Here is a 12,719-nt window from a genome sequence, read left to right as displayed (position 1 = left end):
CATTAGTCACTTATATTTGTTTTTTATGAATCAATTTGCAACACCTTCCGATGAAAAAAACTGGGCAATGTTCTGTCATTTAGCATCTTTTGCAGGAATAATAGTACCCGTTTTCGGTAATGTAATCGGTCCACTTATTTTGTGGTCGATGAAAAAAGATTACTCCAAGTTGGTGGATCGAGAAGGAAAAAAAGCCATTAATTTTCAGATTTCGATGAGTATATACATTTTTATATCCTCCATACTAGTTTTTATTGGCATAGGAGTTTTATTGCTGATAGGGCTTGCTTTGCTAAATTTAATTTTTGTTATTTTGGCGATTGTCAAAACCTTAAACGGGGAAGATTATCAATATCCTTTAACTATTAAATTTATAAATTGAGAGAATGAACTCCTTTTCTATTTACAAGACAATCTATTTTATAGGGCTTGTCCTTGCTTTTTTGGGAGGTTATCGAATAATAAAACAATTATCGTATGGAGAAGTAATTTTTGCAGTGGGAATTCTACTTTATTCGGGCGTACAAATACGATTGTTATTTACTAAAAGCCGAAAGGATTGGTGGATTTTGGAGTATTTAAAATTGTCGGTAAACCTTTTATTTCTTCTTTCCATATTTCTTTTGATTGTCTTCGATATAAAGTGGTGGTATTATCCATTTGTTTTAGGATCATTAGTCGATTTTTTTGCGAATCTATTTCGTAGAATTAAAAGGAAATAAAATAGAAGCACTGCTCTGTTTTATAAGTCAAATGCAGATCTCAATAGAATACTCTGGTATCTATCAAATAATTTGATAATTTTGTAGCTCTAATAAAATAACCAAAATAAAGACTTAAAAATGGCTCAAAAACCGTCTATTCCTAAAGGGACGAGAGATTTCTCTCCTGTTGAAATGGTAAAGAGAAACTATATTTTTGATACCATAAAAGAGGTGTTTCAGTTATATGGTTTTATGCCGATTGAAACTCCTTCAATGGAAAACCTTTCTACTCTTATGGGAAAATATGGAGAAGAAGGAGATAAACTATTGTTTAAAGTGCTGAATTCGGGAGATTTTCTTTCTAAAATAAATGAGGAACAAATTCGGGAAAAGAATTCGGTAAAACTAACCACAAAAATTAGTGAGAAAGGGTTAAGGTATGATCTTACAGTGCCTTTCGCACGTTACGTTGTGCAACATCGTAACGAAATTGATTTTCCTTTTAAACGTTATCAGATTCAACCGGTTTGGAGAGCTGATAGACCACAGAAAGGTCGTTATCGTGAGTTTTTCCAATGCGATGTTGATGTAATTGGTAGCAATTCACTTTTAAACGAGGTGGAACTTATTCAGATTGTCGATCAGGTGTACAAAAGGCTTCAGTTGAATGTTGTAGTGAAGTTGAATAATCGTAAGGTTTTAGCAGGAATTGCAGAAATTATTGGGGAGGCCGAAAAAATTGTTGATATCACTGTTGCAATCGATAAGCTGGATAAAATTGGATTGGAAAATGTGAATAAAGAATTGGTTGAAAAAGGAATTCCTCAGGAAGCTATTGATACATTACAACCAATTATTTTGTTGTCGGGTTCTAATTCCGAAAAGTTGGCGAAGTTAAAAGAACTTCTTTCTACTTCAGAAATTGGGAGAAAAGGAATTGAAGAGTTGGAAACAGTTTTTACTTATTTGTCGCAATTGGATGTACAAACAGAAGTGGAATTGGATTTGACTTTAGCCCGAGGATTAAATTATTATACTGGAGCTATTTTTGAGGTAAAATCGAAAGATATGGAATTTGGCAGCATCACGGGTGGTGGTCGTTACGATGATTTAACTGGTATTTTTGGATTGAAGGATGTTTCGGGTGTAGGTATTTCGTTTGGTGCCGATCGTATTTACGATGTGTTAGAGCAAATGGGAAAGTTTCCTACTAATACAGGCATCACTACCAAAGTATTGTTCATTAATTTCGGACAAAAAGAGGAGGCGTTTTGTTTGCCAATATTAGCAAAGTTAAGAGCAAATGGAATTAATGCAGAAATGTATCCAGATTCTTCTAAAATGAAAAAACAGATGACTTATGCCAACAATAAAAATATTCCTTTTGTAATTTTGGTGGGAGAATCGGAAGTGGAAGAAGGAGTTGTAAGTTTAAAGAATATGGAAAGTGGAGATCAGGAGAAGTTGACTCCAGAGCAACTAATTAATCGATTAGCATAGTCTCTAAGCTATTCCAATTAGATATTAAAAGGGCTGTCAATTTACTATCGACAGCCCTTTTTGTGTTATTCCTGTTCATCGTGTTGATGTCTTCCTCGTTCTTTTATCTGCTTTAAAAGCATGCTTTGAAACTGTTTTTCGGTATGATAAAGAGTTAGAATCTTTTTTGCGGAGAGCACTTTTTTAAATTTGAGATGGTACTCTTTTTGAAGGTTTGCATCCTGCAATTTAATTTCAATAAGTTCATCGCTTAGCACTCCTAATTCTTTATCCGATAATCCTTCAGAGCTACTTCGTAGTTTCCTGAAAAGAATTTTAGCTTGTTCTCTGTTTTCACTCTTCTTTTTTTCCAATTCATTGTACAATGGCCAAAATACTTGAGCTTCATCAGGAGTTAGCTCTAATTTTTGGGTGATGAAAGAGATTTTTTGAGCGGCGAATTTTTCGCTCATATGATCGTGCATACCGTGTCCTCTTTCTTGAGCAGTACTTGAATGACTAAAGGCTATAACAAGTGTTAGTATAATTAAAATTTGTTTCATGTATGGCTTATTATAAGTTTGCTAATAATAATTCTGAATCGATGTCGAAATCAGAAAGATATTCTATGATTTCATCAGATGTAGCCTCAGATGTTTCATCGGGGAACCAATTAAGTTCATCTAAGCTTGTATTTGTATTTTGAGTATCAATAATTGTATTTTCTTTTTGCGATAATTGTTGAATCTTATATTCTGAAGGAACAGAATTCGTAAGTACAATTTTGGCAATAAAAACAATACCGATTACACTTGCCGCCATCCAAAAATATGGTTTGAGTACTTGAATTAATCGTTTATTTGGTTTTTCTTCAATAGCTATTTTGTCCTGTATTCGATCGCTTAGGTTTGCGAAGTAATCTTCAGGAACCTTAAATGGATGATCGTTTTTCATATCTGATAAATTATTCATGTTTCGTATAGTGTTTAGACTGTCGGAATAGGAATTGGTTTAATTTACACCTCTTTAAGTTTTAAAAACGATTCGATTTTTTTTACCGCATGATGGTAGGATGCTTTTAATGCACCGACTGAAGTTTCTAAAATTTCAGACATTTCGTCGTATTTTAAATCATCGAAATATTTCATATTAAAAACCAATCGTTGTTTTTCAGGCAGTTGCAGTATTGCTTTTTGAAGTTCTAGTTGCGCTTTATTTCCATCAAAAAATGGATCGGCTTCTAAATTTGCTAAAAGCAAATCTTCCAATTCACTGTTGGCGTATCCCAAATGTTTTTTCTGTTTTTCTTTCAGAAAAGTTAATGCTTCGTTGGTAGCAATTCGAAACATCCAGGTAAATAGTTGAGAGTCGGATCTGAAATTTTGTAAGCCTTTCCATATTTTCACGAAAGTATTTTGCAAAACGTCATCAGAGTCGTCGTGTTGGAGAACAATTTTTCTGATTTGCCAATATAATCTTTCTTGATATTTCTTTACCAAAAAAGAAAATGCCTGACTTTGTGTTTGCTTATTGTGAAAAAGCTCTAATATTTCTTCGTCAGATTTGTTGTTCATTAATTGTGTATTCTAATGATAGATACTAAAAATAGTTATTTTACACTTGTGGTGCGTTAGGTAAGACTATTTTATTGGACGAAGGTTTAAATCAGGATCAAAAAAAATCCGGAATCGAAAGGATCCCGGATAATTATAGTTGTAATGTATATTATTTTTGAAGTAAAGCTTCTACTTCTTTCACAACATTTTCTGGAGTATAACCAAATTTCTGATCTAAAACACTGGCAGGAGCTGAATATCCAAAATGATCCAATCCAATAGATTTACCTAAGGGGCCAACTAAACCAAGAAGAGTTACAGGTAAACCGGCAGTTAATCCAAGAACAGGAATTCCAGCAGGAATTACCTCGTTTTGATAGGCTGCAGATTGAGTCCGGAACAATCCTTCTGAAGGAACAGATACAACTTGTACATTCAATCCTTTTTCGGAACGTAATATTTTAGCACCGTCAACCAAAGTTGCCACTTCCGATCCACTTGCTAAAAGAACAACGTCAGGAGTAGTTGTAGGTTTTTCTACAATGTAAGCACCTTTTTGCGCCTGAAGAGCTTCCTGATAACGATTCTCTTTCGATGGAAGTTTTGTAATATTCTGACGGGAAAGAATTAAAGCAGTAGGAGTTTTTGTGTTCTCCATTGCCATTTTCCAAGCAACAGTAGCTTCATCAGCATCAGCCGGACGAAGTGCTAATAAACTCATTTGTCCGGAGTGATTTTTTAATTGCTCTAGCAAACGAATTTGAGCTTCTTGTTCAATTGGTTGATGAGTAGGTCCATCTTCTCCTACACGGAAAGCATCGTGTGTCCAGATATATTTTACAGGAACTTGCATTAATGCAGATAAACGCACAGCAGGTTTCATATAATCAGAAAATACAAAGAAAGTTCCACAAGCAGCAATAACACCACCGTGAAGAGCAATACCGTTACAAATAGAAGCCATTGTTAATTCGGCAACACCTGCTTGAAGGAAAGCTCCAGTAAAATCACCTTTTGCAAGTGCTTTGGTGTTTTTAAGGAAACCATCTGTTTTATCAGAATTACTTAAATCGGCTGATGATACAATCATATTATCCACATTTTTAGCCAATTCAGCTAAAACAACCGATGATGCAGAACGGGTAGCATCGCCAGCTTTCTGAACAATTGCTTCATAGTCAAGTTCAGGAGCTTCGTTGCTAAAAAACTTTTCTAATTTAGCTGCCAATTCAGGATTTGCTTTCGTCCAAGTTGCTTGTTCTGCTTTCTTGTTAGCTGCAAATGCTTGTTTTTTCTTTAAAACTTCGGCATAATATTCTTTTACCTCTGGGAAAATTTGGAAAGGATTTTCTGCGTTTCCACCTAGGTTTTCGATTGTTTTATTGATCGACGCACCAGCAGCACCCAATGGCTGTCCGTGAGTAGAAACCATATTTTCGAAGCTGCAACCATCTGCGTCAACAGCACCTTTTCCCATAAGGGTTTTTCCGATGATAATAGTTGGTCGTTCGCTTTCTTTATTGGCAGCAGTTAAAGCTTTACGAATTTCATTGGCATCATTGCCTTTAATCGAAATAACATTCCAGTTCCAAGCTTCATACTTTTTAGCAGTATCTTCAGTAGTAACTTCCTCTACTTTGGTTGAAAGCTGAATGTTATTTGAATCGTAGAACATGATTAGGTTACTTAAGCCTAATGTTCCGGCAATTCTACCTGCACCCTGAGCAATTTCTTCCTGTATTCCACCATCAGAAATGAAAGTGTAAATTTTGTGCGACATCCAGTCACCAAAACGAGCAGCTAGAAAACGCTCTGCAATTGCAGCACCAACCGCCATTGTATGACCTTGTCCTAGAGGACCTGAAGTGTTTTCAACACCTCTAGCAAAATCAACTTCGGGGTGACCAGGAGTTGGACTTCCCCACTGTCTGAAATTTGCCAGTTCATCCATTGTATAATTTCCGGTAAGGGAAAGAATGGAATACAACATTGGAGACATGTGACCTGGGTCTAGGAAAAATCGATCACGATTAATCCAGTTCATGTCTGTTGGGTCAAAATTTAAAAATTCAGAATAAAGAACGTTGATAAAATCGGCTCCGCCCATAGCACCACCCGGATGCCCGGATTTAGCTTTCTCTACCATAGCAGCTGCAAGGACACGAACATTATTCGCAGCCATGTCAGTTACTGTCAGATCCGCTTGGTTTTTCATTTCTTTTAGATCCATTTTGAAAAATGAGATTTTAGATGATAAAAACTTGGTAAGGTTTTATTAATGCATGCAAAGATATACAAAAATGCCTTTTAGCATCATGTAAACGCCTAATAAAAGCTTATAAATTGAGGTTTTTTACTATTTAGAATATTGTAAATCAATATGCTTACAAACGCACAGGTATTGATTTGCCGGATGTTATCACAAAACTTGCTTTTCTAGAGCTTTGCGATAGGTAGGCATTTTTGTTTCTAAATATAATATGATATACACCCGGCTGAAGGGTTAAGGTTTCTCGCAACGATTTTTCAGGGATGTTATGAATCCATTCCAATTTGTTTCCTTTTTGAACAAATAAACTGCAAGGGCCAGTAGTTGGTTTAAATATAGTTACCAATCCAGGTTGTGGAATTGTTATGGAGGTTGTTTTGCTTTGATTAATCTCTACATTTGGAATTTTGATTCTAGGAAGGCTTAATACTTCCAAATCGTATTTGCCAGTTAGGTATTTAGTTATCTCGTCGGGAGTTTGGATATTTATAATTTCTGTATTTTTTCGGATTAGAACTTGTAAATCTTTGTACATAGTAGTTCTAGGACATTCTACTTTTAGCATTCCTTGGGGAGCATCAAATCCAATAGAAGTATGTTTTCCCGCAACCATTCTTACGCTGTCGCGATGCAATTCGGGAATGGTATGAATAGTAATATTATAGGTAAGTAATGGATCTAGGAATAAGGTGTCGGGATTGCCTTTAGCATTCATGGTATGCATAAATTGATACCTTACTTTATCTGAAACAGAATTGTAAAATGTCATTGGAACATCGGTTTCTGTTGGTGAGCCATTGGCATCAATCAAATTGATTTGTGCCGAAGTTTTATTTAAAACCTGCGAAATAACATATTCCAGAGTACCTCCAAAGCGTTCTTCTTTTTTTACTTCTAGGTAATTACCGATGCATTCGAAGCTACTTTTAAAATCGACATCTAAACCAATTCCAATAATAAATGGTTTTAAGTAGATGCCTTTTTTTTGGAGTTCCAGAGAAACCGCGCAAGGATCTCCATCGCAAGCTTCAACCCCGTCGGTAATTAGAATAACTACATTTCGCACATCGGAATTTACTTCAGGAAAATCATTAGCTGCAAGTTCTAACGAATGCGCAATAGGAGTGGTTCCCTTTGGGTCGATGTATCGTAATGTTTGTCTTATTTCACCTGCATTTCCTGGTTTAAAAGGCACTTCGAGTTTAGTATCGTTACAATCTTGAGGCGGAACCACACTTTGATGTCCGTATACTCTTAATGCCATCTCCACATTTTCTTCCAATTCTAAACTATCAACCATTTGAATTAGAAATTTACGGGCAATATTTATTTTTTTGGATTCTTCCCAGAATCCATTCATGCTTTGAGAAGCATCGAAAATAAATAAAATTCTTGTTTTATCTCGCTTCTCGTGTGATCCTTGAGCAATACTTAGTTTCGAACACAAAAGCAACAATAAAAAAATGGAAAACAATTTACGATATGATTTCAAGAGTAGAGGGTATTTTGATTAGTAAGTAAAGATAGGGAATGTGTTAAAGAATTAAAATGGATCGTTGTGGTAATTTTAGTTTAATTAAATAAGGTTTTCAAATGAATAAATAATTAACAGTCTTTTAGGATGAAAAATAGAACTAGTTTGCGGATGGAATTGCTGTATTTTTTGTGTTGAAACGATAAAGGATGAAAAAAATAAGCAAAGAGAAAAGGTAGGATTGTTATTTTAAATATTTGATGTGCGAGTTGGCATTACTGATAAGTTTATCAATTTTTGTAAGCTCAGCTTCTATTTGTAAGCACATGATTTGTGAAGAAATTTCGGAAGAGCTTCTTAACAGATTAAAGGCTAATTTCATTTTGTCACGTGCTTTTATCAATCGATAATAGTTGATAGGATCTATTTCGCCATTAAAATTTTGCATGTTTCGGGCATATCGATAATATTCTATGGCGAGATTAAACTTGTTGCCTGGATTGGTTTTGTATATTTCCTGCGCCGTTTTAAGTCGTTGTTCTGCAACTGACATTTGATTGAATTGAACGAGACTATCGGTATAGTTATAGATAGTTTTAAAGGTAGAATTTTTCAGATATGTTTTTATTTGTGTTTCACCGGTGTTAAAAATTGGCAATGGCACTGGGGTTTCTAAAAATTGCCACATTCGGATTATTGGTAAATGGCTCAGAATAAAAATTTCTGGGGCAACCATAAAAAATTCATTTGTTTTACTTTTAATTCCCGAGTGATAGAGTATTGCATGAGCCCAGCTTAAATCGAAAAAACGCCATTCATTGTTAATTTTTACAACATTCCACGAATGTGTTGCACGATCTTGTAAAGCTCCGTTCTTGGTAATGTAACCTCCAATGCTATAGGTTTCTAATCCTGAATAAGTGCAGAAAAATTCAAAAATTTTTGAAAATCCCTCACAAACAGCTTTTCTTTTTTGCAACACACATACTGGCGACGAACAGTTATTCGAGCCGAGGTAGAATAGTAGGTTAGGATCGAAAAGTAGTTCTACCTGATCTTCATATTTTATATTGCCAATAATCCACATGTAAAAAGCACGAATCTTATCTTCATCAGTTTTTGCAATAGAAACTAAGTAATCGTGAAGGAATACAATGTTTTGAGAAATACTGTCGGGAGTTCTTTTTACATGCCGGTCGATAGCCCCATATTTCGCAAATGATGGTTCCTGAGCCAGCGACAACTCCGAAAACACCATCGTTAATAAAATAAGGATGATCATTTTTTTATACATAGTAAAAATCACTTATGCTTAAAGCTAGTAAAATTCGAGAAAGCGATTTGTTTCTGCTTAAACATTTAACATTTATTTAGGAGTTAAAAGCTGAAAATTGGCACAACGAAAATTTAAATGTACTTTTGCACAGATTTTTAAAAATTGAATAGTAGCAAATCATATAATATATAAAGAACCATGGCTTTACAATGTGGAATTGTAGGATTACCAAATGTTGGAAAATCCACCTTATTTAATTGTTTGTCGAATGCAAAAGCTCAATCGGCAAATTTCCCTTTTTGTACCATTGAACCTAACGTTGGTGTAATTACCATTCCTGATGAACGACTAATTAGATTAACAGAGTTAGTAAATCCGCAAAGAGTGCAGCCATCGGTAATGGAAATTGTTGATATTGCTGGTTTGGTAAAAGGAGCGAGTAAAGGAGAGGGTTTAGGAAATAAATTTCTTTCAAACATACGCGAAACAAATGCAATTATACATGTTTTGCGTTGTTTCGAAGATGATAATATTGTGCATGTTGACGGTTCTGTAAATCCCATTAGAGATAAAGAAACGATTGATATTGAATTGCAATTGAAGGATTTGGAAACTGTTGAAGGAAGATTACAAAAAGCAGCTAAACCGGCTAAAATTGGAAAAAATCCGGAAGCCAAGCGTTTAACCGAAGTTTTGGAAAGATATAAGGAGGCTTTGGAGCAAGGAAAATCAGCGCGTGTAGTGGAATTGAGCGAAGCAGATGAAAAAGTTACTACAGATCTTCATTTATTAACTACAAAACCAATACTTTACGTTTGTAATGTGGACGAAGCATCGGTTCAAAATGGAAATGCCCATGTTGATGCGGTTCGCGAAGCGGTTAAGGATGAGAATGCAGAAGTTATTATTGTAGGAGCCGGAATCGAAGCAGATATTGCAGAGCTGGAAACTTACGAGGAAAAACAAATGTTTTTGGAAGATTTAGGTCTTAAGGAACCAGGTGTTAATAAATTAATTAAAGCAGCTTTCCGATTGCTTAATTTGGAAACTTATTTCACTGCAGGGGTGAAAGAGGTTAGATCTTGGACTTATCCAAAGGGAGCAAAAGCTCCACAGGCAGCTGGTGTTATTCATACCGATTTTGAAAAAGGATTTATTCGTGCAGAAGTAATTAAATACGAAGATTTTTCAAAGCTTGGTTCAGAGGCAGCATGTAAAGAAGCTGGTAAAATGAATGTGGAAGGAAAAGAATACGTTGTTCAGGATGGTGATATCATGCACTTCCGATTCAATGTCTAATTACATTTTTTGATAATATAGAAATGGCTGTTCGAATCGAGTGGCCATTTTTTTTGGTTCTTAAAATTAAGCAAGATTAGTATATTTGTTCTTGGTAATGATATATTGAGTGTTTCATTGCTAATTATTCATTATAGATTTAATATCGCATGCTTCGTACCTTATTATTAGTTGGATTAGGAGGATTTTTAGGAAGTGTTTCTCGTTTTTTGGTTGGGCAAGGACTTCATCGTTATTTCGATACTATTTTTCCAATAGGAACCATGACGGTAAATATTGTAGGTAGTTTTATTATTGGAGTAGTGTATGCCTTGGCTGAGCGAGATAATTTGGTAAGTCCCGAAATGAGGATGTTTTTGGCCGTTGGTTTTTGTGGAGGTTTTACTACTTTCTCCTCCTTCGCATTCGATAATTTGAACCTTTTAAAAGACAGTGGATTTTTGTACCTTTCAGTATATGTGGCCGGAAGTGTATTTCTAGGATTACTCGCAGTGTATTTCGGCACACAAATTCATAAACTATTTTAAAAACTAATTGATATGAAACTGAAAGGCAAGGCCAAATTACTTCGTGTATTTGTTGGTGAAGCCGATCGGGTTTACCAAAGACCACTTTACGAGGCTATTGTTTATGGAGCCAAACGTTATGGTTTAGCCGGAGCAACGGTTCATCGGGGAATCATGTCTTACGGAGCAAATTCCCGAATTCATTCTTCAAAAATTTTTAGCTTGTCGGATGACTTACCAATCATTATTGAATTGGTTGATTCTAAAGAGAAGTTGAATGGTTTTCTTCATATTATTGAATTGTTAATCGAAAAAGCAGGTGGAGGAGGAATGATTACCATGGAGCAAGTTGATGTAATCCGCTATCAGCCTCAAAAAAAATAGTTATTTTATTTTTTGAATCGTTAAATGTTAAAGATCCTGTAATATCAATATCTATTTCTGTTTTATCAATTCGAATCCATTATATTTGTGGCGATTATTTAATAACCACAACTAGACTTATAATGAGTAAAAGATTCGGAACCCTATTGTTTGCTTTACTAGTAGTTACAATTCAAATTTCATTCGCACAAAGTGCACGAAAAATTCCTTCGGAAAAACCAAAGCTAGTTGTAGGTATTGTAGTAGATCATTTGAGAGCTGACTACTATTTTCGCTATTCTCATTTACTTGGTGATGGTGGATTTAAACGATTAATGAATCAGGGCACTTATTGCAAAAATTCAAAGTTTAGTTATTTGTATTCCCAAACGGGTCCCGATCATGCATCTATATTTACCGGAACACCTCCTGCTTATCATGGAATTATTTCCAACGGATGGTACAACCGTTTGTCAGGAGAGCTTGAACTTGCCAAGGAAGATAAGAATGTTAAATTGGTAGGTATTGATTCGAAAGAAAAGGGGAGTTCTTCTAAAAAGATGTTAGCTTCTACATTAGGTGATGAAATAAAGCTATTTAATTCTCACTCAAGAGTGATAAGTGTTGCTTTAAATTGCGAATCAGCTTTATTTTCTGCTGGTCACGCAGCCGATGGAGCCTATTGGATGGATGATCAGTCGGGGAAATTTATCACTTCCTCTTATTATCAAGATACCTTGTACAATTGGGTGAAAGAATTTAATGAGAAAAAGTTTACTGATTTTTATTTAAATAAAACATGGACTCCTTTTAATGGTAGCAACAAACCAAAAGTGTCGGATAAATTATTGGGAAAAGTTGGTTTGAATACCGAGTTTTTCTACGATTTAAATAAGGAAAAGAAGGAGCAAGGATATAAGGCAATTAAAACAACACCTTTCGGAAATATGTTGGTGAAAGATTTTGCAATAGCCTCTGTTATTAATGAAAACTTAGGTAAAGATGATGATGCAGATTTTTTGTCTGTTACTTTTTCTTGTTTGGGCGATAAACATAGAGAACTATCTCCTTTTGCTCCAGAAATGCTCGATAACTTTATTCGTTTAGATAAGGAGCTAGAACATCTTCTTTCCTTTTTAGATGAACAGATTGGAATGGAGAATGTATTAATATTTGTAACTGCTGATCAATCGGCTAATTACACACCAGAGAATCTTATAGAGCAAAATATTCCGAATGGATACTTTAGCACTTATAATGCAATAGCTTTATTAAAATCTTATTTCAATATATTATATGGAAATGGAGAATGGGTTTTAGGTTATGATTCTCAGCAAGTTTATTTAAATCATCAGTTAATAGAAGATTCTAAACTATCGGTTATCGATTTACAGATTAAGGCCGCTGAATTTTTAATTCAGTTCTCGGGAGTGGCCACAACTACTACTGCAAATAGTTTGGTGAAATCGAATTATACACACGGAGTAATACAAAAAGTACAACGTTCTTTCAATCAAAAACGTTCGGGAGATGTAATGCTTACTTTAGAGCCAGGATGGATGCATAGCATAAAGGATGAACGCGACGAAATAGCACAATATTCTTATACAAATCAGGTTCCATTGTTTTGGTATGGATGGAAAATTAAGCGTTCTGTAATTTCAAGGTCAATTTATATTGAGGATATTGTTCCTACCATTTCGAGTTTTTTAAATATCTCGATTCCGTCAGGTTGCGATGGAAATCCGATACACGAACTGGTAAATTAGTGATCAAATTAAGAATGCAAAATA

General features: G+C 34.9%; 13 protein-coding genes. 6 read left to right on the top strand and 7 right to left on the bottom strand.

The annotated features are described in order from the left end of the window. Positions 1–25: 25 nt before the first annotated feature. Positions 26–382, top strand: a complete 357-nt coding sequence (locus BZG02_RS01400; RefSeq protein WP_101259873.1) for a DUF4870 domain-containing protein — start codon at positions 26–28, stop codon at positions 380–382. Positions 383–543: 161 nt separating this feature from the next. On the opposite strand, the gene BZG02_RS21170 is transcribed toward BZG02_RS01400, so the two are convergent. After that, the gene (locus tag BZG02_RS21170; protein WP_281253619.1) at positions 544–675 is read right to left on the bottom strand and encodes a hypothetical protein; all 132 of its coding nucleotides are present in this window, start codon (positions 673–675) and stop codon (positions 544–546) included. A 167-nt stretch (positions 676–842) separates the two neighbouring features. On the opposite strand from BZG02_RS21170, the gene hisS reads away from it, so the two are divergent. Further along, a complete protein-coding gene (gene hisS / locus BZG02_RS01390; RefSeq protein ID WP_101259619.1) occupies positions 843–2,204 on the top strand; it encodes a histidine--tRNA ligase in 1,362 nt (453 codons plus the stop codon). A 65-nt stretch (positions 2,205–2,269) separates the two neighbouring features. Here hisS and BZG02_RS01385 read toward each other — a convergent pair whose 3' ends face one another. The 6 genes from BZG02_RS01385 to BZG02_RS01360 all read right to left on the bottom strand — a co-directional run bounded on the left by BZG02_RS01385 (position 2,270) and on the right by BZG02_RS01360 (position 8,764). Then, a complete protein-coding gene (locus BZG02_RS01385) occupies positions 2,270–2,746 on the bottom strand; it encodes a hypothetical protein (RefSeq protein WP_101259618.1) in 477 nt (158 codons plus the stop codon). A 10-nt stretch (positions 2,747–2,756) separates the two neighbouring features. Further along, positions 2,757–3,155 (bottom strand): hypothetical protein, encoded by a 399-nt coding sequence (locus tag BZG02_RS01380; RefSeq protein WP_101259617.1) that lies wholly within the window; start codon positions 3,153–3,155, stop codon positions 2,757–2,759. A gap of 44 nt (positions 3,156–3,199) precedes the next feature. Then, positions 3,200–3,757 (bottom strand): RNA polymerase sigma factor, encoded by a 558-nt coding sequence (locus BZG02_RS01375; RefSeq protein ID WP_101259616.1) that lies wholly within the window; start codon positions 3,755–3,757, stop codon positions 3,200–3,202. 151 nt (positions 3,758–3,908) lie between these two features. Then, a complete protein-coding gene (locus tag BZG02_RS01370; RefSeq protein WP_245868044.1) occupies positions 3,909–5,969 on the bottom strand; it encodes a transketolase family protein in 2,061 nt (686 codons plus the stop codon). A gap of 154 nt (positions 5,970–6,123) precedes the next feature. Then, complete coding sequence (locus BZG02_RS01365) at positions 6,124–7,500, bottom strand: vWA domain-containing protein (RefSeq protein WP_143470403.1); 1,377 nt, start codon at positions 7,498–7,500, stop codon at positions 6,124–6,126. A 226-nt stretch (positions 7,501–7,726) separates the two neighbouring features. Then, positions 7,727–8,764 (bottom strand): transglutaminase domain-containing protein, encoded by a 1,038-nt coding sequence (locus tag BZG02_RS01360; protein WP_180335589.1) that lies wholly within the window; start codon positions 8,762–8,764, stop codon positions 7,727–7,729. Between the two features lie 192 nt (positions 8,765–8,956). On the opposite strand from BZG02_RS01360, the gene ychF reads away from it, so the two are divergent. The 4 genes from ychF to BZG02_RS01340 all read left to right on the top strand — a co-directional run bounded on the left by ychF (position 8,957) and on the right by BZG02_RS01340 (position 12,695). After that, a complete protein-coding gene (gene ychF, locus BZG02_RS01355; RefSeq protein WP_101259613.1) occupies positions 8,957–10,057 on the top strand; it encodes a redox-regulated ATPase YchF in 1,101 nt (366 codons plus the stop codon). A 149-nt stretch (positions 10,058–10,206) separates the two neighbouring features. Further along, positions 10,207–10,584, top strand: coding sequence for a fluoride efflux transporter CrcB (gene crcB / locus BZG02_RS01350; RefSeq protein WP_101259612.1), 378 nt, complete (start codon positions 10,207–10,209; stop codon positions 10,582–10,584). 12 nt (positions 10,585–10,596) lie between these two features. Further along, positions 10,597–10,947: a DUF190 domain-containing protein gene (locus tag BZG02_RS01345; protein WP_101259611.1), complete on the top strand. Its 351-nt coding sequence runs from the start codon at positions 10,597–10,599 to the stop codon at positions 10,945–10,947. Between the two features lie 122 nt (positions 10,948–11,069). Beyond that, complete coding sequence (locus BZG02_RS01340; protein ID WP_101259610.1) at positions 11,070–12,695, top strand: alkaline phosphatase family protein; 1,626 nt, start codon at positions 11,070–11,072, stop codon at positions 12,693–12,695. Positions 12,696–12,719: the final 24 nt, after the last annotated feature.

Source organism: Labilibaculum filiforme (assembly GCF_002843315.1).
Taxonomy (GTDB): domain Bacteria; phylum Bacteroidota; class Bacteroidia; order Bacteroidales; family Marinifilaceae; genus Labilibaculum; species Labilibaculum filiforme.
The sequence above is the reverse complement of the archived record's forward strand: the minus strand, read 5'-3'. Positions and strand labels throughout refer to the sequence as shown.